General features: G+C 51.9%; 23 protein-coding genes and 1 tRNA gene. 14 read left to right on the forward strand and 10 right to left on the reverse strand.

All coding sequences use genetic code 11. The annotated features are described in order from the left end of the window. The first annotated feature begins 262 nt into the window (after positions 1-262). The 3 genes from E5C26_RS19665 (at position 263) to E5C26_RS19675 (ending at position 4,061) form a co-directional block, all read left to right on the forward strand. Positions 263-1,843: an L-lactate permease gene (locus E5C26_RS19665; RefSeq protein WP_135317798.1), complete on the forward strand. Its 1,581-nt coding sequence runs from the start codon at positions 263-265 to the stop codon at positions 1,841-1,843. A gap of 23 nt (positions 1,844-1,866) precedes the next feature. Beyond that, positions 1,867-3,009, forward strand: a complete 1,143-nt coding sequence (lldD, locus tag E5C26_RS19670) for an FMN-dependent L-lactate dehydrogenase LldD (protein WP_135317799.1) — start codon at positions 1,867-1,869, stop codon at positions 3,007-3,009. Positions 3,010-3,140: 131 nt separating this feature from the next. Next, entirely contained in the window at positions 3,141-4,061 is a 921-nt protein-coding gene (locus E5C26_RS19675) for a TIGR03571 family LLM class oxidoreductase (RefSeq protein WP_135317800.1), read from the forward strand. Between the two features lie 65 nt (positions 4,062-4,126). Here the strand turns inward: E5C26_RS19675 and E5C26_RS19680 are convergent, their stop codons facing one another. Continuing rightward, positions 4,127-5,077, reverse strand: a complete 951-nt coding sequence (locus E5C26_RS19680; protein WP_135317801.1) for a LysR family transcriptional regulator — start codon at positions 5,075-5,077, stop codon at positions 4,127-4,129. A gap of 140 nt (positions 5,078-5,217) precedes the next feature. Between E5C26_RS19680 and E5C26_RS19685 the strand changes: the two genes are divergently transcribed. Beyond that, entirely contained in the window at positions 5,218-5,607 is a 390-nt protein-coding gene (locus tag E5C26_RS19685) for a tautomerase family protein (RefSeq protein WP_135317802.1), read from the forward strand. 45 nt (positions 5,608-5,652) lie between these two features. On the opposite strand, the gene E5C26_RS19690 is transcribed toward E5C26_RS19685, so the two are convergent. Next, complete coding sequence (locus E5C26_RS19690; RefSeq protein WP_135317880.1) at positions 5,653-7,419, reverse strand: ABCB family ABC transporter ATP-binding protein/permease; 1,767 nt, start codon at positions 7,417-7,419, stop codon at positions 5,653-5,655. A 212-nt stretch (positions 7,420-7,631) separates the two neighbouring features. Between E5C26_RS19690 and E5C26_RS19695 the strand changes: the two genes are divergently transcribed. The 3 genes from E5C26_RS19695 to cbpM all read left to right on the forward strand — a co-directional run bounded on the left by E5C26_RS19695 (position 7,632) and on the right by cbpM (position 9,584). Further along, positions 7,632-8,201: an HdeD family acid-resistance protein gene (locus tag E5C26_RS19695; RefSeq protein WP_135317803.1), complete on the forward strand. Its 570-nt coding sequence runs from the start codon at positions 7,632-7,634 to the stop codon at positions 8,199-8,201. A gap of 155 nt (positions 8,202-8,356) precedes the next feature. Beyond that, positions 8,357-9,286, forward strand: coding sequence for a curved DNA-binding protein (cbpA, locus tag E5C26_RS19700; RefSeq protein WP_135317804.1), 930 nt, complete (start codon positions 8,357-8,359; stop codon positions 9,284-9,286). After that, a complete protein-coding gene (gene cbpM / locus E5C26_RS19705; protein ID WP_135317805.1) occupies positions 9,279-9,584 on the forward strand; it encodes a chaperone modulator CbpM in 306 nt (101 codons plus the stop codon). The genes cbpA and cbpM overlap by 8 nt, the downstream gene beginning before the upstream one ends. An 846-nt stretch (positions 9,585-10,430) precedes the next feature. Here cbpM and E5C26_RS19710 read toward each other — a convergent pair. After that, on the reverse strand, positions 10,431-11,771 hold the full coding sequence (locus E5C26_RS19710; protein WP_135317806.1) for an anaerobic C4-dicarboxylate transporter: 1,341 nt from the start codon (positions 11,769-11,771) through the stop codon (positions 10,431-10,433). A gap of 254 nt (positions 11,772-12,025) precedes the next feature. Beyond that, a complete protein-coding gene (locus E5C26_RS19715; protein ID WP_135317807.1) occupies positions 12,026-12,967 on the reverse strand; it encodes an aromatic alcohol reductase in 942 nt (313 codons plus the stop codon). Positions 12,968-13,054: 87 nt separating this feature from the next. Between E5C26_RS19715 and E5C26_RS19720 the strand changes: the two genes are divergently transcribed. Beyond that, the gene (locus tag E5C26_RS19720) at positions 13,055-13,471 is read left to right on the forward strand and encodes a winged helix-turn-helix transcriptional regulator (RefSeq protein WP_135317808.1); all 417 of its coding nucleotides are present in this window, start codon (positions 13,055-13,057) and stop codon (positions 13,469-13,471) included. 122 nt (positions 13,472-13,593) lie between these two features. Next, a complete protein-coding gene (locus tag E5C26_RS24915) occupies positions 13,594-13,722 on the forward strand; it encodes a hypothetical protein (protein ID WP_260516247.1) in 129 nt (42 codons plus the stop codon). Between the two features lie 15 nt (positions 13,723-13,737). On the opposite strand, the gene E5C26_RS19725 is transcribed toward E5C26_RS24915, so the two are convergent. Next, on the reverse strand, positions 13,738-14,679 hold the full coding sequence (locus E5C26_RS19725; protein ID WP_135317809.1) for an AraC family transcriptional regulator: 942 nt from the start codon (positions 14,677-14,679) through the stop codon (positions 13,738-13,740). A gap of 161 nt (positions 14,680-14,840) precedes the next feature. Here E5C26_RS19725 and E5C26_RS19730 point away from each other — a divergent pair, with 161 nt between their 5' ends. The 3 genes from E5C26_RS19730 to E5C26_RS19740 all read left to right on the forward strand — a co-directional run bounded on the left by E5C26_RS19730 (position 14,841) and on the right by E5C26_RS19740 (position 17,705). Further along, entirely contained in the window at positions 14,841-15,674 is an 834-nt protein-coding gene (locus tag E5C26_RS19730) for an oxidoreductase (protein ID WP_135317810.1), read from the forward strand. A 178-nt stretch (positions 15,675-15,852) separates the two neighbouring features. Further along, on the forward strand, positions 15,853-16,467 hold the full coding sequence (locus E5C26_RS19735; protein WP_240776124.1) for a 2OG-Fe dioxygenase family protein: 615 nt from the start codon (positions 15,853-15,855) through the stop codon (positions 16,465-16,467). Then, on the forward strand, positions 16,464-17,705 hold the full coding sequence (locus E5C26_RS19740; RefSeq protein ID WP_135317811.1) for a cysteine desulfurase-like protein: 1,242 nt from the start codon (positions 16,464-16,466) through the stop codon (positions 17,703-17,705). Before E5C26_RS19735 ends, E5C26_RS19740 begins: the two co-directional genes overlap by 4 nt. An 84-nt stretch (positions 17,706-17,789) precedes the next feature. Here E5C26_RS19740 and E5C26_RS19745 read toward each other — a convergent pair whose 3' ends face one another. The 5 genes from E5C26_RS19745 to prfB form a co-directional block, all read right to left on the reverse strand. Beyond that, positions 17,790-18,146 (reverse strand): putative T6SS immunity periplasmic lipoprotein, encoded by a 357-nt coding sequence (locus tag E5C26_RS19745; RefSeq protein ID WP_135317812.1) that lies wholly within the window; start codon positions 18,144-18,146, stop codon positions 17,790-17,792. A gap of 2 nt (positions 18,147-18,148) precedes the next feature. Further along, positions 18,149-18,691: a type IV secretion protein Rhs gene (locus tag E5C26_RS19750; RefSeq protein WP_135317813.1), complete on the reverse strand. Its 543-nt coding sequence runs from the start codon at positions 18,689-18,691 to the stop codon at positions 18,149-18,151. 365 nt (positions 18,692-19,056) lie between these two features. Then, positions 19,057-19,130 (reverse strand) — tRNA-Gly (locus E5C26_RS19755). A 168-nt stretch (positions 19,131-19,298) separates the two neighbouring features. After that, positions 19,299-20,816 carry a lysine--tRNA ligase gene (gene lysS, locus E5C26_RS19760; RefSeq protein WP_012146591.1) on the reverse strand — a complete coding sequence of 506 codons (1,518 nt, stop codon included), beginning with the start codon at positions 20,814-20,816 and terminating at the stop codon, positions 19,299-19,301. 9 nt (positions 20,817-20,825) lie between these two features. After that, positions 20,826-21,924, reverse strand: a protein-coding gene (gene prfB / locus E5C26_RS19765) for a peptide chain release factor 2 (RefSeq protein WP_112363199.1) whose coding sequence is annotated in 2 segments (ribosomal slippage) — positions 20,826-21,848 and positions 21,850-21,924 — 1,098 coding nt in all. Because the reading frame shifts where the segments join, the coding sequence is not laid out codon by codon here. A gap of 255 nt (positions 21,925-22,179) precedes the next feature. Here prfB and E5C26_RS19770 point away from each other — a divergent pair. Together E5C26_RS19770 and E5C26_RS19775 are read left to right on the forward strand one after the other, a co-directional pair. Continuing rightward, positions 22,180-22,566, forward strand: a complete 387-nt coding sequence (locus E5C26_RS19770; protein WP_135317882.1) for a type II toxin-antitoxin system RelE/ParE family toxin — start codon at positions 22,180-22,182, stop codon at positions 22,564-22,566. Then, entirely contained in the window at positions 22,559-22,906 is a 348-nt protein-coding gene (locus E5C26_RS19775; RefSeq protein WP_135317814.1) for a helix-turn-helix domain-containing protein, read from the forward strand. The genes E5C26_RS19770 and E5C26_RS19775 overlap by 8 nt, the downstream gene beginning before the upstream one ends. The last annotated feature ends 16 nt before the right edge of the window (positions 22,907-22,922 follow it).

Here is a 22,922-nt window from a genome sequence, read left to right on the forward strand (position 1 = left end):
ATTGATAATTACGGTGTAATCAATGTGACCCAACACATTTATCACACAATAGACTATTTTATCTGTTTGATTTTAAATGTTATTTAAAACAACCCATCGATGAAAAATCGTTCCACAAAGTAACAGTCACCTCCCGGTTCCCTGTGCCGGAAAATTGCAGAATAGAACATCAGCCATTGTTGTGATTAGAATGAAAATGTTGCGGTAATTAACCATTCGGCTACATATCTCTACAAATAACAATAATAACGCTGAGGCTTCTATGTCCCTGTTTTTCAGTATTGCGCCCATTGTCCTGCTGATTTGGATGATGACCAAAAAGCGCGGTGTCCCCTCTTATATCGCGCTGCCCTTAACCGCCGCCGCCGTGTATGGGGTGCAGATGTTTTGGTTCGATAGTCTGCCACTGCTGCTGCACGCCAATATCATCACCGCACTGGTATCGGTTTTCACCCCGATAACCATCATTGCCGGTGCAATCTTGCTCAATAAACTGATGCAAATCAGCGGTGCAGAAAACGTGGTTCGTCATTGGCTGGAGAATATCAGTCCTAATCCTGTCGCCCAGTTAATGATCATCGGCTGGGCATTTGCCTTTATGATTGAAGGGGCCAGCGGGTTTGGCACCCCGGCAGCCATTGCCGCGCCCATTCTGGTTGGGCTGGGCTTTAACCCCCTGCGTGTAGCGCTGTTGACGCTGGTCATGAACTCGGTTCCTGTCTCATTCGGCGCCGTCGGCACCCCGACCTGGTTCGGCTTTGCCAATTTGGGCCTGTCCGATGCCAACTTACTGGAAATTGGCCGTCAGACTGCGTTGATCCACTTTGTCGCCGGATTTGTTATCCCGCTACTGGCGCTGCGCTTTATCGTTTCCTGGCGTGACATTCGCCAAAACCTGCCCTTTATTTTACTCAGCGTCTTAAGTTGCACGGTGCCTTATCTGTTGCTGGCGCAGGTTAACTATGAATTCCCGGCTCTGGTGGGTGGTGCCATTGGCCTGATGCTGTCGGTTGTCCTGGCGCGATTCGGGGTTGGCCTGACACGCAGCGAAAGCCGGCTCGTCGCCCAACCCGTGCCATTGATTCAAGTGGTCAAAGCCATGACCCCCACGCTGCTGTTAATTGCTATTTTGATAGTGACACGTATTCACCAATTGGGGATTAAGGCACTACTCAATAGCAGCACGCCTTTATGGCAGGGCAAGCTCAGTGGGCTGGGCGAGTTACGCATTAGCGATGCCCTGATCGTTGAATTGCAGCAGGTGTTAGGCACTTCTGCCGCCGCCAGCTACAAAACGCTGTATGTCCCTGCATTAATTCCTTTTTTATTGGTGGTATTGCTGTGCATTCCCCTGTTCCGACTGAACGGCAGGCAGGTAAAACAAATGTTCGCAGAAACCGGTGGGCGCATAGCCAAACCCTTTATCGCCCTGTTTGGTGCCCTGGTGATGGTCAACCTGATGATGCTGGGCGGCGACAAGGCTCCGGTGATCCTTATTGGCAAGACACTGGCCTCACTTACCGGAGAAAGCTGGTTGCTGTTCTCATCTTTCCTCGGTGCCCTGGGATCGTTCTTTTCAGGTTCCAATACCGTTTCCAATCTGACATTCGGCGGCATTCAGCATTCGATCGCCCTAAGCAGTGGGCTAAACGTTAACCTGACGTTGGCACTACAGTCCGTTGGCGGAGCCATGGGCAACATGGTCTGTCTGAACAATATTATCGCCGTCTGCTCAATCCTTGGGATCGGCAATGCCGAAGGCAAAATTATCAAAAAGACCGTATTGCCCTTGCTGGTGTACGGGGGGATCGCCGCCGTAATGGCGCAGATCATGATTCTCTGAGCGTAAAGAAATAAGGTAAAAATATGATTATCTCCGCTTCCACCGATTACCGGGCCGCAGCGCAGGCTAAGCTCCCGCCTTTTCTGTTCCACTATATTGACGGCGGGGCCTACGCGGAACACACGCTGCGGCGCAACACGGAAGACCTGGCGGGCATCGCGCTACGCCAGCGCATACTGCGCAATATGTCCGACCTCAGCCTGGAAACCAGCCTGTTCGGTGAAAAACTGGCAATGCCGGTGATCCTCGGCCCGGTCGGGTTGACCGGTATGTACGCCCGCCGCGGTGAGGTGCAGGCGGCTAAAGCTGCCGCGCAGAAAGGCATTCCTTTTACCCTGTCGACGGTCTCGGTATGTCCGATAGAAGAAGTGGCCCCGGCAATCGACCGACCGATGTGGTTCCAACTGTACGTTTTGAAAGACCGGGGCTTTATGCGTAATGCGCTGGAGCGCGCCAAAGCCGCCGGGGTGAAAACCCTGGTATTTACCGTCGATATGCCGGTACCCGGCGCGCGTTACCGAGATGCCCACTCCGGTATGAGCGGCCCTAATGCCGCCATGCGCCGCATGTTGCAGGCGGTGACCCACCCGCAATGGGCCTGGGATGTTGGGTTGTGTGGCAAACCGCACGATCTGGGGAATGTTTCGGCCTATCGCGGCAAACCCACCAGTCTGGAAGACTATATCGGCTGGCTGGGTGCCAACTTCGATCCCTCAATCTCCTGGAAGGATCTGGACTGGATCCGCGAGTTCTGGCAAGGCCCGATGATCATCAAAGGCATTTTGGATCCCGAAGACGCCAAAGATGCGGTGCGTTTTGGTGCTGACGGTATTGTGGTTTCCAATCACGGTGGCCGCCAGTTGGATGGCGTGTTGTCCACTGCCCATGCGTTGCCGGCGATTGCCGAGGCGGTGAAGGGCGATATCACTCTGCTGGCCGACTCCGGTATTCGCAATGGGCTGGACGTGGTGCGCATGATTGCTCTGGGTGCCGACGGCGTACTGCTGGGTCGCGCCTTTGCCTATGCGCTGGCCGCCGCCGGGCAGGCCGGTGTCGCCAACCTGCTCGAGCTGATCGATAAAGAAATGCGCGTTGCCATGACGCTGATCGGCGCGAAAACCATTGCGGACATCAGCGCCGACTCGCTGGTTCAGGGGTTGCGTTAATCGTATTCCCTTTATAACTAATGCTGAAATAGCAATTATAAATTGCCATTGGTGTTATTTATTGCAATTAATCGGCATGCAAGAATTAGGCTCATCAATCATAGGGGTAAATCCCCTTAATGGAGTTAATGATGAGCATCAGCAAACTTATGCAGGATCCGCTATCTATCGGGGTTGAACTCCCTCTGGATAATGACTGGTCCACCGGCGGTGAGCTGAAACGTCAACGCGATCATCGTCCGTTCGGCGTACCGGATATGTCCCAGCACGCAGCTTTGATCAAACAGGCCGATGAGCTGGGGTTTCGCGCCGCCTGGGTGCGTGATGTACCGCTGTATGACCCTGGCTTTGGCGATGCCGCTCAGGTATTTGAGATCTTCACCTACCTGGGCTATCTCTCCAGCCTGACACAAAACATTCTGCTGGGCACTGCCGCCGTGGTGTTGCCGTTGCGCCAGCCCTGGTTGGTAAGAAAGGCAGCGGCGACGGTGCAGGTATTGAGCCAGGATCGCCTGTTGCTCGGCATCGCCAGTGGCGATCGCCCGACAGAGTATCCGCTGTTTGGAGAAGATTATGCCAGTCGTGGCGAGACTTTCAGGAAAGGCGTAGAGATCCTGAAGGGGGCGGTCGACGGCCAGCTCCAGCCTGGACAAAAACTGCTGCCGGAGCGGCCAACGCCACCGCTACTGGTCGCCGGTCTGGCGCAACAATCGCCACAATGGGTGGGCGCTAATATGGATGGCTGGTTGTCGTACCCTGGCACGCCTGCCGATCATATTTCCCGCGTGAAGCTGTGGCGACAGGTGGCTGGAGAAAAACCCTATATCAGTTTTATTCACTTAGATCTGACTGATGACGCCAACGCACCGATCCGGCGTCACCACTTTGGAATTAAAACCGGACGTAACGGCTTGATTCAGGAGTTGAACGCCATGCAGGCCGCCGGCGTAAATCACATTGGTTTGCACTTTCGCCGCAATCAGCGCCCACTGGATGAAACCCTCAGTGAGATCGGCCAGTTTGTGCTGCCGGAGTTTCATCAACCGCAATAATGGTTTTTTCTAACCCTGCAACAGCCTCTTCACCGGGGCTGTTTTACCGCGGCGTTACTCTAATCTCAGCGCCCTGTGGGCGAAAAGCCCTCGGCAAAGGCACCGCGCAGATAACGGCTGAATTCCGCCACTACCCGCGAGACCTGGGGCGCATAAGGACGTACCACATACAGGCTGTCGGCAAAGGCATCTATCGGTCGCCAGGCCGTTAATACCTCGATCAATCTGCCGTCCGCCAATGCCTGTTGCGCACTAAAGTCTGGCAACAGGGCAATGCCCAAGCCTTCCGCTGCCGCATCACGTATCGATTCGCTGTTATTGGTGGCAAACGAGCCGCTGACCGGTACCCGGATCTTTTCTGTCTGGCCCTGCGGTGCCTGTTTGGCGACAAAGCTCCAGCTCGGGGGTTCACTGCTGCGGGGATAGTAAAGACACTGATGCCGTTGCAGGTCAGCCGGTGATACCGGCATGCCTTGCCGCTGCACATAGTCCGCCGACGCCACCGCCAGGGTGGCGGTTGGGCAAAGTCGCCAGGCAACGTGGGTATCGGGCAGGTGGTCACTGTGGCGGATCGCCAAATCGAACCCTTCGCTGGTTAACGACACCAGCCGATCGGACACCTCAAGCTGTACCCGTACCTCTGGGTTGGCACGCAAAAAACCGGTAATGCGCGGCACCAACTGCTGGCGGGCAAATGCCACCGGGGCCGTCACCCGCACCGAGCCACGCAGCGGCCCGGTCGAATCGCAAATGCCGGAAAAACTCTGCTTTATCTGCGCGAAAGGTTGGCGCAGTTCTTCCACCAACCGCAGCCCGGCTTCGGTCAGCCTGACGCTGCGGGTAGTGCGCTGCACCAACGGCACTCCGGCCAGTGTTTCAATCTCTTTGATTTTTTGACTCATCGCCGCTTTGCTGACATCCAGCCGTTCCGCCGCACGGGTAAAACTCCCCTGCTCGGCCAACACGGTAAGCCAGTGCAAATGGGTCCACAGGGTTTCTACATTGGGGTTTTTCATCGTCGACTGTTCATTTTTATAAACAATGAGTTCAAGTATAGCGCTTCTTCCCCTGTTAGCGCTTAGCTAAGATAGGTTCTCCAGGGCGAAGATAACTCGCTGCCTCATATCGAGATTAACCCACTGACAGGATTATAAAAATGCCATTACTTATCTTTGAAGTCATTGAGGGCCGCAGCGAAGCCGAACTGAAAACCCTGCTCGATGCTGCCCACCGTGCGGTGCTCAGCGCCTTTGAAGTCCCGCCGCGCGACAGGTACCAGATTGTTCATGAAAACAAAGCTCACCACATGGTGGTTGAAGACACCGGCCTGAACCTGACTCGCACCCGCGATTTGGTGGTAGTACGGGTGATTACCAGCCCGCGGCCCGAGCAGCAGAAACAGCGGTTTTATGCCGATCTCAGCCGTGAGCTGAAGGAGAGTTGTGGGATTGAAGGCAGTGATCTGATGGTGTCAGTCACCACTAACGATAAAGGTGACTGGAGTTTCGCTAACGGCGTGGCGCAGTACCTGACTGGCGATCTTTAACCGGCCATTCCCCAGGCGTTATCTACCGCCTGGGGTTCCATGCCTTCAGGACTGCTGTTCGTCGTTATATTGGTTTTGCCACATCGCGGCATAGCGGCCATTGGCTGCCAGCAAGGTTTCATGCCGCCCGCGCTCAACGATTTCACCGGCCTCCAGCACGATAATTTCATCGGCATCCACCACCGTCGATAAACGGTGCGCAATCACCAGCGTGGTGTGGTCACGGCTCACTTCACGCAAATGCGACTGGATTTCGCGTTCAGTCTGGGTATCCAGTGCGCTAGTCGCTTCGTCAAACACCAAAATCGCCGGGTTTTTCAGGATGGTACGGGCAATCGCCACCCGTTGCTTTTCGCCGCCGGACAGCTTAAGCCCACGCTCCCCCACCCGGGTCTGGTAGCCGTCGGGCAGGCTGACGATAAACTCATGGATATGCGCCAACCTGGCGGCCCGCTCGATCTCTTCCTGGCTAGAGCCGGTTTTACCGTAGCCAATGTTGTAGCCCAACGTATCGTTAAACAACACGGTGTCTTGCGGCACGATGCCGATCGCCGCGCGCAGACTGGCCTGTTTCAGGCTGCGGATATCCTGGCCGTCAATCGAGACCGAGCCACCACTCACGTCATAGAAACGAAACAGCAGCCGGGACAGCGTGGACTTGCCCGCCCCCGAGGCACCGACCACCGCGACCGTGTTTCCGGCCGGAATCGTGAAGCTGACGTTTTTCAGGATCGGCCTACGCGCATCATAACCAAAGCTGACCGAGTCGAAACTCACCTCGCCGGCAGTCAGGTACAGCGCCTTCGCATCCGGCCTGTCGACGATCTCCTGCTCTTCCTGCAACAAATCGAACATGTTTTCCATATCGATCAGCGCCTGCCTGACTTCGGCATAAATAAAGCCGAAGAAATTCAGCGGCTGATAGAGTTGCAGCAGATAGGCATTCACCAATACAAAGTCACCAATCGTCATGCGCCCTTGCACAATGCCCTGCGCCGCCATCGCCATCATCACGATCAGGCCGATGGAAATAATGGCCGTTTGCCCAAGGTTTAGAGCGGTAAAACTGAACTGGTTCTTGATGGCGGCATATTCATACAACCGACGCGACATATTGAAACGCTCGGCCTCGAAGTCTTCATTACCGAAGTATTTTACCGTTTCATAATTGAGCAGGCTGTCGATAGATTTGGTATTGGCATCGGCATTTGCCTGATTCAGCTCACGCCGGAAGCGGCTACGCCAACTGACCGCCATCACGGTAAACAGGATATAACAGCCGACCGTAGCCAAAATGGCCAGCGCAAACCAGCCGCTTAACAGATGCCACATGATCACCGCGACCAGGGTGATTTCGAACAGGATCGGGAAAATGGAGAACAGCAGCCGCGATAGCACTGTGGCCACCGCCTGGGTGCCGCGTTCAATCGATAACGACAGCCCGCCGGTTTGGCGCTCCAGGTGAAAGCGCAGACTCAACGCGTGCAACTGCCTGAAAACCCGCAGCCCCAGCAATCGGGTCGCATTCTGGCTGACATGCACAAACATCACGTTGCGTAATTCTTCAAATAACGCCCCGCCGATACGGGCAACGCCATAAGCCAGAATCAACCCCAGCGGAATGGCCAGCATTTTGGCGGTTTCACCACTCAGGGCGTCGATCATCGCTTTGTACGCCAGCGGCACCAGCGTGATACTGACCTTGGAAATCACCATGAAAGCAAAGGCGATAACCAGGTAATAACGCAGTTTGGGGTTATCTTTAGGCCAAAGATAAGGCAGCAGGAATTTCAGCAAACGGGAAGGAGCCATCATCGGATATCTATTATCTCGCTCAGCATAGCGGCATCGGTTTTATCTCTATTCTGGCACGTATGCCATGAAAAACCTTACCTAATCCACCTGGACGGCTCTTTTTGGTACGGGAAGAAATACACCGCAACCATACATCATCCTCAAGGCGGCGTGTTCCACTATACTCAGGGGTGAACAGTACAGGACATTCACAACAAGGGAGTTACATCATGCTTAATATGAATCATCTTCATTCGCTGAACATCGACGAACAGAGCCTAAAGAAACAACGCACCCCGCTGTTAATCATCTCGCTACTGCTGTTACTGGGCGGCCTTTTCTGCCTGTTCAGTCCCTTTGCCTCCGGCGCGGCAATCAGTATGGTCGTGGGGATTTTCTTGTTGCTGAGCGGATTTGGTCTGATTTTCGCCATGGTTGCCAACCGACTGCAAAATACCTGGCCGATGATCGGCGGCATTCTGCTCGGGGTGGCTTACCTTATTATCGGCTACGTCTTTATCACCCACCCGGCGGTGGGCATTTTCGCCATGGCGATTTATCTCGCCGCCCTGTTTGCGCTGGGCGGGATTGTCCGGCTGATTGCCGGCTATAAGCTGCGTGAAGTTAAAGGCAGTTGGTTGCAACTGGTGATTGGCGTTTTGGATCTGGCGATTGCCTGGCTGCTGCTTAGCGCCGATCCCGCGACGTCGGTAGTATTGGTCACCACCATTGTCGGCATTGAAATGCTGTTCAGTTCTTTCAGCCTGTTCCAGGTTGCCCGCCTACTGAAACGGGCGTGATACCGCTGCGGAGCCACTCGGCTCCGCTTTTAGCTTGCCAAACCACCTGATTGCATCGGTACGTCAACGACAAACGGCCCGACTAAGAGTAAAGTTTCACCCAATACAGGTTCAACTATCCCCCTGACGAAAGATTGAAGTGAGATGATAACGCTATGGAATTCAAGGACTACTACGCCATTTTAGGGGTTAAGCCAGCGGACGATCTCAAGGCAATCAAAACTGCCTATCGCCGACTGGCACGAAAGTATCACCCCGACGTCAGCACCGAATCGAATGCCGAGGAACAGTTCAAACTGGTCGCCGAAGCCTATGAAGTGCTTAAAGACGATGAACGCCGCGCCGAATATGATCAACTGCGGGAGCACCGTAACGATCCCAATTTTGGCCGCCAGACGCAGCATGGCAGTGCCCATAACGCCGAAGATTTTTCCGACATTTTCTCCTCCATGTTCGGCGAACATGCCCGTGCTCAGCAACATCGTCAACGACGCCAGGGCATGCGCGGCCAGGATGTTGAAATGGAAGTGGCTATCTTCCTGGAAGAAACCCAGACCGAGCAAACCCGCACCATTCGCTATAGCCTGCCGGTGTATAACGCTTTCGGCATGGTGGAGCAGGAAATCCCTAAAACCCTTAATGTGAAAATCCCCGCCGGCGTTGGCGATGGTGAACGCATTCGTCTGAAAGGCCAGGGCGGACCAGGAACTGATGGTGGCGCCAGCGGCGATCTCTATCTGATCATCCGCATTGCTCCGCATCCACTGTTCGACATCGTCGGTCACAATCTGGAGATCGTGCTGCCCGTCGCCCCGTGGGAAGCAGCGCTCGGCGCCAAGGTGCCGGTACCCACTCTGAAAGACAGTATCCTGTTGACCATTCCTGCCGGTAGCCAAACCGGGCAGCGCTTGCGCATCAAGGGAAAAGGCCTGGTCGGCAAAAAAGAAACCGGGGATTTGTATGCCGTGATCAAGGTCATGATGCCACCGAAGCCGGACGAAAAAAGCGCCGCGCTGTGGCAACAGTTAGCAGAAGCCCAGCAGACCTTCGATCCGCGCAAAGAGTGGAGTAAGCAAAATGGCTAACGTAAAAGTAACTTTCACCATTACCGAGTTTTGCCTGCATACCGGCGTTTCACAGGATGAGCTAACGGAAATTGTCGGGCTGGGTGTGATTCAACCACGCGATCTCGCGACTGAAGAGTGGATCTTTGACGATCGTGCTTTAATCACCTTCCATCGTGCAGAGCAGTTGCACCGCGAGCTGGCGCTGGATTGGCCCGGTATTGCGGTAACGCTGACGCTGCTGGAAGAGATTGAGCATTTGCGTAAAGAAAACAGCCAATTGCATCAACGGCTGGCCCGCTTCATCGGCAAGCCCTGATAGCGTCAAAACCAGCCCGTTGCTTCGGCGGCGGGCTATGGCAGGTACTGCCTTTCTCCATTGCCCCGCTATAATTTTGTTTTCCTTAATTAATAAAAAAATAAGTCTTCCCCTGCCCTAATTGAACAAATTTTAAGCATGATAAATTCCCTGATGCTCACGATTTGGGGCTGAAAATAAGCGTTTGATGACGCTTAGTCGATGATTATTATGAATACTGTTAATAAAGACATGTCATTAAAAACATGTTATTAAAAACAGTATTGACACCCCTTAAAAAACCCGTAGATTAGTAATCATCAACAGCGTAATAATAGCTTGTTGATAATGGTAAAAGTATTAAAGGTAAGTTGTTACAGTTATTTTTGCGATAAAGGCCACGAAGTATTTTTTGTATGGGCATCAGTATTGAGATAAGCAACATTCTCTATTGATGACGCTTTCAGGCCATGTAGTCAGTATCTACAATCGCAGGGTGTGTACCAACACGCGATGATGTAAGGCCATGTTCTAATTGTTTTTTGTTTGCGATCCTTCAGTTTGGTGCAACAGATCGCAATAGAAGTGAGGCCACGCATCAAAGAGTCTATATCGCGAGGGGAGATGTACCTGGTTAAGCCATCAATCTTTGAATATCTATTAGGATTGATGATAAACGTAAACTGGTAAATATAGGGAGGTTTTAGTTCGCCCAATATTATCTGTGATAAACCTGTACATTTAACGATAGAAGCTTAGTAGTAAGAAATCAGTAAGTTCATTAATGTTAAATTTGAAGTGGATAGTACCTTAAAAGCCCTGGCAACCATTGTCAGGGCTTTTATCTTTTATGCACTCCACAATCCGTTATAAGAATCCGTAGGCTGCGGCCAGAACCCAACCCATCACGCAGGATACGGAAACCCCGATCAAACCCACCATGATGAAACTGTGGTTGATGACGAACCGCCCGATGTTGGTAGTCCCGGAGCGATCGAACTGAATGGCTGCCAGATCGCTTGGGTAGGTAGGTAATATATAGTAGCCATAGCAGGCAGGGGCAGAAGCCACGATATAGGCCGGGTCAACACCGATAGCCAATGCCACTGGAACGATTGCTGCAAGTGCAGCGGCCTGAGAGTTAACAAACTTGGAAACCAGCAGCAAAATGATAGCGTAGGCCCAGGGATACTCTTTAACCAGAGTTCCCAGTACGGACTTTATCTCTTCCAGATGCGCGCCAAACATGGTTTCGGCCATCCAGGCAATGCCGTAAACCGCCACTATGGCAATCATGCCGGAACGGAAAACCTCGTTTTTTGAGATATTGGCCGGATTCGTTTTGGTCGCGATAATAATTACCGCACCTGCACACAGCATAAACATCTGGATAACCAATACCATGGAAAGTGGTTTTCCATTAATTAATGGCCGCAGTTCAGAAAAAGCCCCCAATAACGCAACAATAGCTATGGTAGCCAGAAAAATCCACATCGCCACCCAGTTACTGGTAGGTAACTTTTTATCCAATAAGGTTGCCGTGTCGCCATAGACGTACTTATAGTTTTCTGGATCTGAAATGAAGCTCTGGAATTTTTCATCCTTATCCAGATCTTTACCCCGGAACCAACTGAAGATACCAATAGCAAGAATGCCGCACAGGGTCGAGGGAATAGTAATGGCCAGCAAATCGAGAAACTCGAGGTGTTTACCATTGAAGGTAAAATTACCCAGCATAGCAACCAGCGACACCACAGCGACGGAGACCGGGCTGGCTATAATGCCCATCTGAGCCCCGATAGAACTGGCCGCCATCGGCCTTTCCGGGCGAATGTTATTCTTGATTGCCACATCATAAATAATCGGCAAGATGGTGTATACCACGTGGCCGGTACCACAAAGGATAGTCAGGATGCAGGTCACGAAAGGAGCGACGATGGAGACATATTTAGGATTGCGGCGCAGCATGCGCTCGGCAATCTGCAACATCACATCAAGCCCACCTGATGCCTGCAGCGTCGCGGATGCGGCCACCACGGCGATGATAACCAGCATGACATCCACCGGCGGCTTTCCAGGGGGTAAATGAAAAACGAAAACCAGGATGATTAATCCAATACCGCCGAGCAGCCCCAGTGCAATCCCACCTTTTCTGGCTCCATAAAATAGACAGATCAGTATGACAATAAGTTGAATAGTAAATAACATGCTAACCTCATTATTATTGTTAAGAAGGTTAATAATTAACTTCTTTTCATTTTCATTGAGGGATAGCGGTCACAAACAGATGGTTTTTTTAGTTAAAAAAAGGCCAGGAAAAACAAGTTAAACTTAGCTTGTTTAAATAAGGTTATTGTTGTTTTTGTTTTGTAAATAAATAGAAATTAATTATCATCAATTTTGGTAAATAAATATAGCTATAAATTTCCCTTAAGACTGCCGACAATGCCGGCAGTGATTAATTAAACCTCGGGACGATGTTGTTTCAGCCATTCGCGAACATCCGTCACCTCAATACCCTGCCGAGCATTATAGGTTTTCGCTTTATCCCAGGAGACACCATCGGCACGGGCAAACGCCAGTCGGTAGGCCGCGGTGAGACTTTCAGGCTTTGCAGTCACAGCATCCTGCAAAGCCTGATGATCTTCGACCACCAGCGTATAAGGATATCGGTCATGCTCACCAAGCAGTTCGGCCAGCTGACGGTAAGTAATGCTGTCCCCTGCGATATAAATAATTTCATTGTCGATCGGTGGCCGCTGGAAGAAAATCTTCGCCGTCAGCTGGCCAATATCTTCGGGCGTGGTCAGGGTGACCGAATAGTCAGCACTACCCGGTGCATTAACCCTGTGGTTCTCCCGCTCAACCACCCCAAAGCCGGGGTCGAAAAGATAGCTGGTGAACATTCCGGTCGATACGATGACCCAATTTGTCCTCTGCTGCGCACGTAGCAGACTCCGCACGGCAAGCTGTTCATCCCATACCGGTTGACCGCTTCCCATGCCGATACGATCGTAATCAACGCCAAACTGCCAGGGGAAATAACGGGCGACTCCGGCTAACAGAACCGCACGAGTAATTTTAAGCTGCGTTCCTTTACCGCCGACAAATCCACTACAGTTAATGACGGCATCATACCTGGCAAAAACCGTTGCCAGTTCTTGCTCCGATTGCAGGCTAAAATCGGCGGTAACGATATCAATCCCCCATGCTTCGAGCTGCCTTCGACGCAACAGGTTTTCCTGCGAGCTATTGCCCAGTGATAATGGCCGCAGCAGTACCGTCAATTCGACATCAGGCCGCCGTTCTTTCTCCTTCACAAATCCGTTCAACATGGCCATGCCAAGCTCGCCGGCCCCCAGAATCAGAATATTAGATATTTGACGACTATTTGAGATGCTCATACTCTCTCCTGCTGTATTAGTCGACATATCCTGTCAGCCTGACGGCAGGGGAGCAATCAGGCACACCGTTGATACTGTGAGGATGAAATGAAACTCAACGACGAACAAAAAACAAAATTTGCCGCAATATGCAGTGCGCTCAGCGATGAAGATAACAGCTTAAAACGTGAAGTGCTGGCGCATACCGGCAACCGTTGGTCTCTGAGTATCATCTATACTTTGGGCACCCATGGGCCTTTACGTCATGCGGAACTGGGCCGGGCGCTGTCCGGTGTAACACAACGCATGCTGACAAGGACACTGCGCCATTTGGAGCGCGACGGATTGATTACTCGTCACGACTACCAACAAAAATACCCGCATCCTCACGTTGAATATCAATTAACCCCAATCGGCGAAGGCGTGCTGGTTAATATGCTGCCAATGTGGGAATGGATCCTGTCAAACATGGCTGAGATCCGGGATTCCCGTAGCAAATTTATGGCAGAGGCTATGGATGATTAAGGTGAAAACACAGCGATGTAATTAGGATTTTTACCTAAAAAACATTTTTAAATTCAATAGCATTAGGATTCATCTTAAAATACTCCCGGCATATTTATGGATAATAAATGCCAGGGAACAGGATGAGTAAAAAGGAGCCTAAACCTGATTATCGGGTTGAATATGGCGAAGAATGGAAACCGGAAAAAACCTCTAAGTGGTTTTGGATCCTGCTGATCGCCATCGTCGGTACTCTGGTCGCCATTTCGTGAAGCGCAGGCTCTGGGTCAGTGAGAAGAAATAAAATCTGAAGGGGTCACTGGCGCAGGCAAGGAAAAATTGTTCCTCATACGCTCAACTTCATTAAGCGGTGTCAGCCCGAACAAGCGTTTAAACTCACGACTAAACTGAGAAACGCTTTCATACCCCACCCGCACACAGGCTGCTGAAGCAGAAAGATTATTTCGCAACATCAGTAATCTGGCCTGGTGCAGTCGCGTAGACTTCAAATATTGCATCGGCGAGGTATTGGTCACGGTTTTGAAATGACTGTGGAATGTTGGCAGGCTCATACCCGCCTCTTTCGCCAGCGCATTCACATCCAGATGCGAATCATATTCGGCGTGCAATTTTCTCAGTGCTTTCGCCACTTTGCCAAACTGCCCCTGGGTGGTCAGCGCATTTCGCAACATCTGCCCCTGCGCCCCGGTCATTACGCGGTAATAGATTTCCCGCATCATCGCCGGCCCCAATATCTCGGCATCCAGCGGTGAAGCCATCACCTGCAGAAAACGTAAAACCGAACGGCTGATAGCGTCATCCATCGGGCTCGAGACCATACTTCGCGGAGGCTCGCTGAGCGTCGGACCGCGATCGTCGAGTTGCAACATCAACTCCGCCGCCAAACTGAAATCCAGCCGCAGATAAATCGCCAGCATCGGCTCAGAAGCACTGGCATCCGTTTCCATGGTGAACGGCACCGGAACCGAGACCATCAGATAATGCTGCGCATCATACAAATAGACATCGTTCCCCAAAAATCCGCGTTTTCGCCCCTGCACTACAATGACGATCCCCGGTTCATATAAAACCGGCGTGCGCATCAACGGACGGTTGGAGCGTAAAAAGCGCACGTCCGCCAGAGCCGTAAGATTGTAGCCTTCACGCGGCGTGAGTCGATCCAAAAGCTCAGCCATCTGGCCGCTAATCGTCGGGAGGGAAATGGTCATATACACCTGCAAAAAGAGGCAGAAAGTGAGCAAAGTGTGACACTCAGCGTCAGAGCCGTCCAGACAACTCAGAGGAATAGGCAAACATCAGAGAGGATCCGGGCTACGGATTTTATCCTGTCCACCCTATTCTGCTTCTCCACCTTACTGAGGAGAGTGCCATGAACCATTCAAAATTATTTTTCATCACCGGGGTCAGCAGCGGTTTAGGTCGCGCACTGGCAGAAGAAGCACTGAAAGCAGGCCACCGTGTGGTGGGAACACTACGTAACCAGCAGGCCAAAGATGAATTCGAAGCCCTGGCACCGGGCCGCAGCTTTGGCCGCATTCTCGATGTCACCCATTTCGCTGCGATTGCCCCGCTGGTCGATGCCGTAGAGCAGGAACTGGGAGCGGTCGACGTATTGGTCAATAATGCCGGTTATGGCCACGAAGGGACTATGGAAGAGTCGCCGCTGACTGATGCTATCCACCAGTTTGAGGTCAACGTGTTCGGTGCGGTAGCCGTGATTAAAGCCTTCCTGCCTTATTTTCGAGCACGCCGGGCCGGCCATATTCTCAATGTGACCTCCATGGGCGGCTTCATTACCCTGCCGGGGATCAGCTACTATTGCGGCAGCAAATTTGCCTTGCAGGGTATTTCCGAAACGCTGACCAAAGAACTAAAGCCCTTTAATATTGCGGTCACCGCCATTCAGCCCGGAGCTTTCCGAACCGACTGGGCAGGACGTTCGATGGTGCGCTCACCACGTAGTATCAGTGATTACGATCAGAGCTTCGCGCCAATCCGCGAAACACGCGAAAAATACAGCGGCAATCAACCGGGTAATCCGATTCAGGCAGCCAAAGCCATCCTGCAACTCATCAATACCCCTGAGCCTCCGGCATTGCTGCTGCTGGGCAGCGATGCCCTTATGTATGTGAGGGAAAAACTGCACCAGATGAACAACGATATCGATACCTGGGAAGCCGTCAGCCGCTCAACCGACGGTTAATACTGCCCTGCGTTCACTCTTGTTTACAGCAACATATAGCTTGATGGTAGTCGACACCGACCAAAAATTGCGCTGGCGATAGTGTCGACTACAATTCAATCGAAATACCTCCCTACAAAGTCAGTCTTGATTCATATTTGAGGTGATTATGTTACATAAACACGAAAACGTAATAAGTATGACTGCACTTAGCCACCAGGCCACCCAACAATTAATGCCGTCATTTTCTGGATTGCCCCATACCCAGCACGCCGACGGCAAGTACCGCTTACGTCGCTATTCAGTAGTTAAACATCTCGATGGTCATGTGGTTGAGATTGGCCCGCGCAATTTCGTTCAGTCCGATGAAATCAACCACTTTCAGGGCAATGTGGTGCGCCATTTCGAACCCATTGACGACGCCGTATTGCAAAGCGCCGCTATGGAAGAAATGTGCAATCTGTTTGCTGAAAGCAATGATTTACCTGAAGGAACGGAAATAGAAATCCATCAGATGCGCGTTGTCGCTATTGATAATGAAACGCAGGTGGCGCCGGAAGGGATCCATCAGGATGGTTTTGACCATATCGCGATGATTGGTATCCATCGGCAAAATATTGTCGGCGGCGAGATCATGTTATATGCCGATAATCACCAGCCTCCGTTCTTTAAAAAAGTGTTGGCGGACGGTGAAGCCGTTTTGCTGGCGGACAGTAAGCTATGGCATAACGCCACGCCGATCAGCGCCATTGTCCCGGAACAAGAGGGGCATCTTGACCTGTTTGTCCTGACCGCTCGAGGAGAAAAAGCATGATATTTACTCCCGAACTCGCCCGGGCTCAGTTTAGTGCGCTGACCCAACGCTATGATGATAAACCCGTTATCTTTTTCGATGGGCCTGGCGGTTCACAGGTTTCGCAAGGCGTGCTGGAGAAAATGGCCTACTACCTGGGGAAATATAACGCCAATCTGGGCGGACATTATTTTTCCAGCCATAAGACAACCGAGGTAATGAGCAATGCGAGGGAGTCGGTACGCGCCTTCCTGAATGCACCCTCGCCCGATAATATCGTTTTTGGCATGAATATGACCTCGCTGACGTTCCACCTCAGCCGTATCATTAGCCGTGATTGGCAAGCCGGGGACGAGATCATCGTTACCGAGCTGGATCACTACGCCAATGTATCCAGCTGGCAACAGGCGGCCAATGACAAGCAAGTCACCGTGCATCAAATCCCACTGCAGCAGTCGGATTGTTCTTTGGATGCAGCCCGGCTGTGCGAAAAAATCACCGCCAAAACTCGCCTGGTCGCGGTTACCTATGCGTCTAATGTCACCGGCAGCATTGTCGATATCAAAACCATTACCGAAGCCGCCCACCGGGTCGGCGCACAGGTTTACGTCGACGCCGTGCATTATGCCCCGCACAACCTCATTGATGTACAGGCGCTGGGTTGCGACTTTCTGGTGTGCTCTGCCTATAAATTCTTTGGCCCGCATATCGGCATGGCCTATATCGCGCCGCAATGGCTGCAACGGCTGCAACCCTATAAAGTCGAGCCGGCCACCGACATTGGCCCAGGCCGTTTTGAGACTGGCACCCAAAGTTTCGAAGGGTTGGCTGGCGTCACGGCGGCGATTGACTACCTGGCGCAATGGGGGACAGCAGGCGCTCCTTTAAGGCAGCGTTTGCAGGAAAGTTTTGCCGACTATCACCGCCACGAAGAGAACCTGTGCAGGCACTTCCTGCAAGGCCTGCAGAACTTCGACGGCGTGCAGCTTTACGGCACCCCACAGGCAGACATTCACCGTCGTACACCGACCTTTGCCCTGACCTTTAGCGGCCATGCACCTGAGGAAATCGCCCGTCGACTTGGCCGGCACAATATCTGCGCCGGCAGCGGACACTTCTATGCACTGGGGTTAATTCGGCGGTTGAACCTGCAGGACAGCGGCGGCGTGCTACGCATCGGGATGATGCATTACAATACTCAGCAGGAAATTGACATGCTGTTTGAGGTGCTCGCCAGCGAACGCTTGATCCATGCGTAAAGTCTATTGGTGGAAACGCCGAGTCGTGAGGACAGATATTGTCTATGGAATCGGAGTCACTCCATGACAGGGGCGCAATGCCCCTTATTCTTTGGGATAAGAAAATTCAGCAGTGACTAAATGTGACTCTGATTTCTCAGATTGAACATCGTACGCGAAGGTATACCGCTCTCCAGATGTAAACTTAAATCCGAACACAGGAAGACACTCACCCTTCGGTACATAAACTGGCTTGTCATCAAAAATCTTGTGAAGAGAGTCGCTTTTATCGCTGTTGATTTGAATAGCAGTGATCCGTTCCTGTGGCTCCAGTGGCGACACCACACAAACATGATTGTCTTTGATAAATGCCGTTGTAGATTCTCGATCTACCATTCGATCACCAGGCCCAGGGCATCCCGTTAAGAGAAATACGACAGTCAGCAACATTCTATTTTTCATGATTAACGCCCCTTCCTTGTTACGATTTTCTGGTAAAGCGAGGGGACATCCTGCAACTTATCTACCCCCCTGTACATCCCCATTCGCCCAGGTCTCTGATAGTAAGACCACTTACTGATCCCATAAACCAGCAGTAGCCAGTAATCAGCCAAAATAGAGGCTTGCTGTTCAAGAGAATAATCAGTGAGCTTGTTTTTATCCAGTCTGTAGGTATATTCAGCAGCCCAGCTAAAAGCCCCCCGCATTCTCACCCATTGCCCGTGTTGGTGTTGCCACACATGCCCCAGTTCATGGATGAAAACATATTTATCTTCGACGAAAACCGAGTTTGCGGAAAAGTCTTCTCTATACATCGACTTTCTGTACCATAACTCCCCGTTGGGAGTCATCGCGTAGTTCTGTTTCTGTAGGCCGAATGGTAAATAGCTGTCGCAATGAATCCAGACACGGCTATAAACTATCGAATCACCAAACCCCCTGCGAGCCATTGCAATCTCGCCCAACGTCATCCGGCGTAATGTTCCTTCCTCAGCCTGTGCGCTCATAAACTGCCCTCCTTGTCTGATTTATTTCAGGTTATCCAAGGTACAGAAAATGTGTAACTAACAGATTTTAGACAATAAAGCCTTATTGCCCGTTGGTGGTAAGACAACGTGCGGAGCCGTCAGGCGACTTCATTAGGGTGTGTCAGACAGTGATACTCATCAGGATGACCATGTACCCGAAGGAGCGAGGACGAACCGCTAGCAGAGCCTACATTTCGTATGCAGGTACGAACGCCTGTTTAATTCCCTGCAACTTCATCGTTCAATCGTAGAACGATCACCGGAAACTTATTTTAGGTAATTTGTTGATAGAGAAAAATATTTAAATCAGGTACTGGCGGTGTTTTGCAACAAGGGGAGAGTTCTGGAGCGGGTGAAGGGAATCGAACCCTCGTATGCAGCTTGGGAAGCTGCCGTTCTACCATTGAACTACACCCGCATCGGTGTGCGGCTGCCATTATAACCGGTTATCCTAGCCGGGCAAGCGGAGATAACGCGTAACTGCTGGTGTTTTAAGCAGTTAGCGATAATAGGCTCTATCCTCACTCATCAGACGAAAAAAAACCGGCACAGTCGCCTGCGCCGGTTGATATTCATTACTGCGAAGTTATTTCTGTGGGCGCATTGCCGGGAACAGGATCACGTCGCGAATGGTGTGGCTGTTGGTGAACAGCATCACCATACGGTCGATACCGATGCCCAAGCCTGCGGTTGGTGGCAGGCCGTGCTCCAGCGCGGTAACGTAGTCTTCGTCGTAGAACATCGCTTCGTCATCACCTGCGTCTTTCGCATTAGCCTGGTCAGCAAAACGCTGAGCCTGGTCTTCTGCGTCATTCAGCTCGGAGAAGCCGTTACCGATTTCACGGCCGCCGATGAAGAACTCGAAACGGTCAGTGATTTCCGGGTTAACGTCGTTACGGCGCGCCAGCGGCGAAACTTCTGCCGGGTATTCAGTGATGAAGGTCGGCTGAATCAGATGGCTCTCCGCCACTTCTTCGAAGATCTCGGTCACTACACGGCCCAGACCCCAGCTCTTCTCAACCTTGATACCGATGGATTCAGCGATAGCCACCGCTTTGCCCATATCAGCCAGATCAGCCAGATCGGTTTCCGGACGGTATTTCTTGATCGCCTCGGTCATGGTCAGCTTCACGAACGGCTTGCCGAAGTCGAACACTTCATCACCGTACTGCACCTGAGTATTGCCCAGCACGTTCTGGGTCAGGGTACGGAACAGCGACTCGGTCAGTTCGATCAGATCTTTGTAATCCGCGTAAGCCATATAGAGTTCCATCATGGTGAACTCTGGGTTATGACGCGGAGAAACGCCTTCGTTACGGAAGTTACGGTTGATTTCGAACACTCGCTCGAAGCCACCTACCACCAGACGCTTCAGGTACAGCTCTGGGGCAATACGCAGGTACATATCGATGTCCAGCGCATTGTGGTGAGTCACGAATGGACGAGCGGAAGCCCCACCCGGGATCACCTGCATCATAGGGGTTTCGACTTCCATGAAGCCGCGTTCCACCATGAAGTTACGCATTGCCGCCATGATCTGAGAACGCACCTGGAAGGTCTTGCGCGATTCGTCGTTGGCGATCAGATCAAGGTAACGCTGACGATAGCGGGTTTCCTGATCGGCCAGGCCGTGGAACTTGTCCGGCAGCGGGCGCAGTGCCTTGGTCAGCAGGCGCAGTTCGGTGCAGTGGATAGACAGTTCACCGGTCTTGGTTTTGAACAGCTTACCGCGTGCGCCAAGGATGTCACCCAGGTCCCACTTCTTGAATTCTTCGTTGTAAACGCCTTCAGCCAGATCGTCGCGTGCGACGTACAACTGGATGCGGCCACCAACGTCTTGCAGCGTGACAAAGGATGCCTTGCCCATGATACGGCGGGTCATCATACGGCCGGCAACGGTGACTTCTACACCCAGTGCTTCCAGCTCTTCGTTGTCTTTATCGCCGTACGCAGCGTGCAGCTTGTCGGACGTGGTGTCGCGACGGAAATCATTCGGGAACGCAATGCCGTTCTCGCGCAGCGCAGCCAGTTTTTCACGGCGTGACTGCAACTCGTTATTGAGATCCAGCGCCTGCTCGGCGCCTTGTGGTTGTTGCTCAGACATTTCTGTTCCTTATAACCCGGCTTTCAAACTTGCCTCAATGAATTTATCCAGGTCGCCATCTAATACGGCCTGCGTGTTGCGCGTTTCAACGTTAGTGCGCAAATCCTTGATTCGGGCGTCATCCAGCACGTAAGAGCGGATTTGGCTGCCCCAACCGATATCGGACTTGTTGTCTTCCATCATCTGTTTATCAGCATTTTTCTTTTGCATCTCAAACTCGTACAGCTTGGCTCGCAGCTGTTTAAACGCTTGATCCTTGTTCTTATGCTGAGAACGGTCGTTCTGACACTGCACTACGATGTTGGTCGGCAAGTGGGTAATACGTACCGCCGACTCAGTTTTGTTCACGTGCTGACCACCCGCCCCCGAGGCGCGGTAAACGTCGATTCGCAGGTCCGCCGGGTTGATGTCGATATCAATATCGTCGTCCACTTCCGGGTAGATAAACACCGAACTGAACGAGGTATGACGACGGCCGCCGGAGTCGAACGGGCTCTTGCGCACCAGGCGATGTACGCCGGTTTCAGTACGCAACCAGCCGAACGCGTAATCGCCGATGATCTTGATGGTGGCGGACTTCAACCCTGCCACGTCGCCGTCAGACTCTTCAATGACTTCGGTCTTGAAGCCCTTGGCCTCGGCCCAGCGCAGGTACATGCGCAGCAACATGCTGGCCCAGTCCTGTGCTTCGGTGCCGCCGGAACCCGCCTGGATATCCAGGTAGCAATCAGCACTGTCGTATTCACCAGAGAACATACGACGGAATTCTAATTGTTCCAGCTTGGCAGACAGTTGATCAAGCTCAACGACGGCTTCGTTAAAGGTTTCTTCATCGTCGGCTTCAATCGCCAATTCCAGCAGGCCAGAGACGTCTTCGCCCCCCTGTTCCAGCTGATCGATGGTTTCAACGATGGCTTCGAGCGCCGCGCGCTCTTTACCCAGCGCCTGTGCGCGCTCGGGTTCGTTCCAAACGTCAGGTTGTTCCAGCTCTGCGTTAACTTCTTCTAGGCGTTCTTTCTTGGCATCATAGTCAAAGATACCCCCTAAGAACGGCAGTCCGCACGGACAGGTCCTGAATTCGGTTTTTTACCGGGTTAATTTCAAACATGTTTTTTGCGTTCTTTTACGTTGATGTCGTCGATGGCGAAATGCCATTGGAACCGGTAATTCTAGCGGATCCAGGCGTCAGTTTATAGCCGGTTGGTTAGTTTTTGTGGGGTTCTCGTTTAGCATCCGGACAACGTGCCTGGTCAGGATTCTATTGGTGGGCAAAAGCAGCCCTTCAAACTGTTCAAATATTGAACATGGTAGTCATAAAGACTATAGTCATAATGACCACTCAACAGGGATAGAGGGATTCAATATGGATATTTTCGTCACCGATGATTTTGACAAATTTATGAGAAAAAACCGCATATTTGACCAACGGATATGTGTAGCAGCCCAAGAGATCATGCATGGCAGACATGACGGTGATTTGGGCGGAGGCGTGTTCAAGAAACGTATCCCGCTCAACCAAGGTAAACGCGGTGGCGCGCGTTCGGTGGTAGCATTTAAAAAAGGTCATCATCAATACTTTGTTGATGGATGGCTTAAAAATACGGTGAAACAAACCGGTACCAAAGAAATTAGTGATGACGAACTGGCAACCTACCGAGAGCTCGCCGGTGACTTTCTTGCCATGTCGCCGGAGATTATTCAGCGGGCAATAGATAACGGCTATTTGCGAGAGGTAAAATGCAATGACTGATAACCGTCTGCTCAGACTACAAAAAATGGCACAGCGATTTAACGCAATCGGCGCTGTATCCGATGAAACCGTCCGCAATATTGAGGCTCGCGTGCAAGAAAGAGAAAAAAATGTCCGCAGCGAGCAGGCCAAGATTATGGACGGCGAACGCATCAAAATGCTGCGCGAAAGGTTGGGACTGAGTCAGGCAGACCTCGCTGCGGTGATCAATATGTCGACTACCAGTGTGCAAAAATGGGAACGCAATGCCGTTAAACCTCAAGGTTCTGCGCTAAGAATGCTGGAAATTATCGAACAAAAAGGGGTGGCCAGCGTCATCATTTCGCCACTGGAACGGTAGCAGACAGGTACCTGTG

Origin of the sequence: Serratia proteamaculans (assembly GCF_004684015.1) — a bacterium.
In the GTDB taxonomy this organism is placed as follows: Bacteria; Pseudomonadota; Gammaproteobacteria; order Enterobacterales; family Enterobacteriaceae; genus Serratia; species Serratia proteamaculans_F.

What these genes read in the sequence shown, in the direction of transcription:
- E5C26_RS19665 (WP_135317798.1), top strand. Translation starts at nt 263, where the DNA reads ATGTCCCTGTTTTTCAGTATTGCGCCCATTGTCCTGCTGATTTGGATG.
- lldD (WP_135317799.1), top strand. Translation starts at nt 1,867, where the DNA reads ATGATTATCTCCGCTTCCACCGATTACCGGGCCGCAGCGCAGGCTAAG.
- E5C26_RS19675 (WP_135317800.1), top strand. Translation starts at nt 3,141, where the DNA reads ATGAGCATCAGCAAACTTATGCAGGATCCGCTATCTATCGGGGTTGAA.
- E5C26_RS19680 (WP_135317801.1), bottom strand. Translation starts at nt 5,077, where the DNA reads ATGAAAAACCCCAATGTAGAAACCCTGTGGACCCATTTGCACTGGCTT.
- E5C26_RS19685 (WP_135317802.1), top strand. Translation starts at nt 5,218, where the DNA reads ATGCCATTACTTATCTTTGAAGTCATTGAGGGCCGCAGCGAAGCCGAA.
- E5C26_RS19690 (WP_135317880.1), bottom strand. Translation starts at nt 7,419, where the DNA reads ATGGCTCCTTCCCGTTTGCTGAAATTCCTGCTGCCTTATCTTTGGCCT.
- E5C26_RS19695 (WP_135317803.1), top strand. Translation starts at nt 7,632, where the DNA reads ATGCTTAATATGAATCATCTTCATTCGCTGAACATCGACGAACAGAGC.
- cbpA (WP_135317804.1), top strand. Translation starts at nt 8,357, where the DNA reads ATGGAATTCAAGGACTACTACGCCATTTTAGGGGTTAAGCCAGCGGAC.
- cbpM (WP_135317805.1), top strand. Translation starts at nt 9,279, where the DNA reads ATGGCTAACGTAAAAGTAACTTTCACCATTACCGAGTTTTGCCTGCAT.
- E5C26_RS19710 (WP_135317806.1), bottom strand. Translation starts at nt 11,771, where the DNA reads ATGTTATTTACTATTCAACTTATTGTCATACTGATCTGTCTATTTTAT.
- E5C26_RS19715 (WP_135317807.1), bottom strand. Translation starts at nt 12,967, where the DNA reads ATGAGCATCTCAAATAGTCGTCAAATATCTAATATTCTGATTCTGGGG.
- E5C26_RS19720 (WP_135317808.1), top strand. Translation starts at nt 13,055, where the DNA reads ATGAAACTCAACGACGAACAAAAAACAAAATTTGCCGCAATATGCAGT.
- E5C26_RS24915 (WP_260516247.1), top strand. Translation starts at nt 13,594, where the DNA reads ATGAGTAAAAAGGAGCCTAAACCTGATTATCGGGTTGAATATGGCGAA.
- E5C26_RS19725 (WP_135317809.1), bottom strand. Translation starts at nt 14,679, where the DNA reads ATGACCATTTCCCTCCCGACGATTAGCGGCCAGATGGCTGAGCTTTTG.
- E5C26_RS19730 (WP_135317810.1), top strand. Translation starts at nt 14,841, where the DNA reads ATGAACCATTCAAAATTATTTTTCATCACCGGGGTCAGCAGCGGTTTA.
- E5C26_RS19735 (WP_240776124.1), top strand. Translation starts at nt 15,853, where the DNA reads ATGACTGCACTTAGCCACCAGGCCACCCAACAATTAATGCCGTCATTT.
- E5C26_RS19740 (WP_135317811.1), top strand. Translation starts at nt 16,464, where the DNA reads ATGATATTTACTCCCGAACTCGCCCGGGCTCAGTTTAGTGCGCTGACC.
- E5C26_RS19745 (WP_135317812.1), bottom strand. Translation starts at nt 18,146, where the DNA reads ATGAAAAATAGAATGTTGCTGACTGTCGTATTTCTCTTAACGGGATGC.
- E5C26_RS19750 (WP_135317813.1), bottom strand. Translation starts at nt 18,691, where the DNA reads ATGAGCGCACAGGCTGAGGAAGGAACATTACGCCGGATGACGTTGGGC.
- lysS (WP_012146591.1), bottom strand. Translation starts at nt 20,816, where the DNA reads ATGTCTGAGCAACAACCACAAGGCGCCGAGCAGGCGCTGGATCTCAAT.
- E5C26_RS19770 (WP_135317882.1), top strand. Translation starts at nt 22,180, where the DNA reads ATGGATATTTTCGTCACCGATGATTTTGACAAATTTATGAGAAAAAAC.
- E5C26_RS19775 (WP_135317814.1), top strand. Translation starts at nt 22,559, where the DNA reads ATGACTGATAACCGTCTGCTCAGACTACAAAAAATGGCACAGCGATTT.